The sequence below is a fragment of the Candidatus Cloacimonadota bacterium genome (assembly GCA_034661015.1).
Classification (GTDB): domain Bacteria; phylum Cloacimonadota; class Cloacimonadia; order JGIOTU-2; family JGIOTU-2; genus JAYEKN01.
The window spans coordinates 1-2,168 of record JAYEKN010000219.1 but is presented as its reverse complement, the minus strand read 5'-3'; the positions used below and the strand labels follow the sequence as shown (position 1 = coordinate 2,168).

Genomic DNA, 2,168 nt, shown 5'->3' with positions numbered 1-2,168 from the left:
AAAATCCGGCATTCCTTCGTCATCACAAAACAGTTGGAATTGGTCGTCGTCATTAAATATTTTGAACTGCTTTTTGTTTAATCGTATTTCTTTCATTTTTAATGTTTTACGAAGTTACATTTAACGTTAACTGGTTTGAGATGTTTTGGGGTTACGAGCTTCTATTGTTGAAGTTTTGCACAATGTTTATACGAGCTACTTTGTTTTAATTAACGCACAATGCCCAAAATTTCTTCAAACCAAATGTTAAATGTTTTATTATTATTTGTTTTTGTTTATACTATATTATAAGAACTTCAATTTTTTGCTTATCCATCCGGAAATTTCAAGTCGATTTTTCGACTGTTTTTTTGTTTATTTTTTATGTTATTTTTCATTTTTTGTTACTTTTTGACTTTTTTTATGTAAAATATTGTTGTCTTTTTACTTGTTGGACACACCACTGGCTGTCATTTTACTGTTAAGCTACATTTTTAAGATTTCTTTCTTGTTTTTCAATAATTACTTTTTTATAATATTTATGACTATGTTTCTTAATATCAAAAGGTTCTGTTCTGTCTTTTTTCTTTCGGATATCAAATAATGTGTTTACATAAGTTTTTGGTCGTGTGCAAGATATACAAAATTTAGGATTATCTTCTGATGTTTCGTATTCTTTTTCAATGGTTTCTGATAATTGTTCGTCTTGGGTTGCCTTATATTCTTGGGGTATCATGTCAAATCTGGCATAAGCTCCGTAATATCTTACTAATCTGAAATATGGCGGCGGAACGTGTTGTAAAAGCAACGGAAAAAATTTGCTGAAATGCAATCGTAATTCTTTTTCTTTTGCAGGCGATTTTTTGTCTTTCGGGTCTATGCGGTCTTTGTAATCTTTGTATTTGAAAGTAAGATATTCTCCTTCGATATTTGTGATTTTGTATTCGCTCAAACATGCTCTTTTTGAGTATCTGCCTATGTATCTAATTACTGCCGCCGGTGTATCCATCGGGTCTTCAAGATGAATTTGCCATTTGTGTTTGTGTATTTTCTTTTTGAAAAGTTGAAATTCTTTGTCCGAAAATTTATGATTTAATTCTTTGTTCTTAAATAACTTATCTAATTCATTAACATATTTTCTGCGAAATTCTTTTTTCAGGTGATTGTAATTTATATATTCTTTTTCTTTGCCTTTAAAGTCAATCAATTCGCCTGTGTCAAAGTGCATTCCGCCCCATGCAACTATCATGTGAATATGATAATGTGCATTTTTTTTCTCGCCGTAAGTATGAATTACACTTACTACTCCAATTTTTACATTGTATTTGCTTTTAAACCAGCTTTTAAAAATATCTGCTGAAATGCGTCCTAAAATATTCAGCATTTCTTTTTTATTTCTCTTTATCAATCCGTTTAAGCTGTGCGGAAGTGTGAAAACACTATGCCTATGCGGAATATCAAAAATTTTCTTTTTTAAATTATCTGCCCATTTTACGGTATCTTTCCACGAACATGTGGGGCAAAATCGGTTTTTGCAACTGTGCCTTACTTCGGAAACTTCGCCACAATCTTCACAAACATAATAATCTACGCCTAAAACTTCGGTTCGGCAAACTCGCATGGCATTAACGGCTTTGTATTGTTCGGGTTTGATAAATTCTGTCGGCGACTTGCAATAGTCGTCCCACCACATATTGAAAAAATCTGCCAAACGATATTTCTTTTCGCTTGCAAAATCTTTATAATCTTTATGCTGGTGGTGTTGGCACATATTATTTAAAATCTTGTTGTATTTCTAAGGCAATTCCGTAACCTTCGTAGGCTTGGTCGCTTAGTTCTTCTCGTTTTCCGTTTTTTACGCCAATTATCTGTTCTTTTTCTGTTACAATTATATGGTCAAATTTATTGAATAATTTTTCTACTTCTTCATTAAAATCTTCAAAATCCGGCATTCCTTCGTCATCACAAAACAGTTGGAATTGGTCGTCGTCATTAAATATTTTGAACTGCTTTTTGTTTAATCGTATTTCTTTCATTTTTAATGTTTTACGAAGTTACATTTAACGTAAACTTGCTTGTGGCGGGCATTTTTTTGTTTTTTGTGTAGCCGTAGGCGAAACAAAAAGCAAAAAAGTGGCTGACAGCAAGCAAAATGTTGTGGGCATTATATTTTTTTTCAGTTCTATCAG

At 32.0% G+C, this 2,168-nt stretch carries 2 protein-coding genes; both read right to left on the bottom strand.

Annotated elements, in window-relative coordinates; all coding sequences use genetic code 11:
- Window positions 1-460: 460 nt before the first annotated feature.
- Window positions 461-1,750 carry a transposase gene (locus U9P79_08405; protein MEA2104644.1) on the bottom strand — a complete coding sequence of 430 codons (1,290 nt, stop codon included), beginning with the start codon at window positions 1,748-1,750 and terminating at the stop codon, window positions 461-463.
- A gap of 1 nt (window position 1,751) precedes the next feature.
- On the bottom strand, window positions 1,752-2,015 hold the full coding sequence (locus U9P79_08400; GenBank protein ID MEA2104643.1) for a hypothetical protein: 264 nt from the start codon (window positions 2,013-2,015) through the stop codon (window positions 1,752-1,754).
- Window positions 2,016-2,168: the final 153 nt, after the last annotated feature.

Excerpts from the sequence above, each read along its gene's own strand:
- U9P79_08400 (MEA2104643.1), bottom strand. The coding sequence starts at position 2,015 with ATGAAAGAAATACGATTAAACAAAAAGCAGTTCAAAATATTTAATGAC.
- U9P79_08405 (MEA2104644.1), bottom strand. The coding sequence starts at position 1,750 with ATGTGCCAACACCACCAGCATAAAGATTATAAAGATTTTGCAAGCGAA.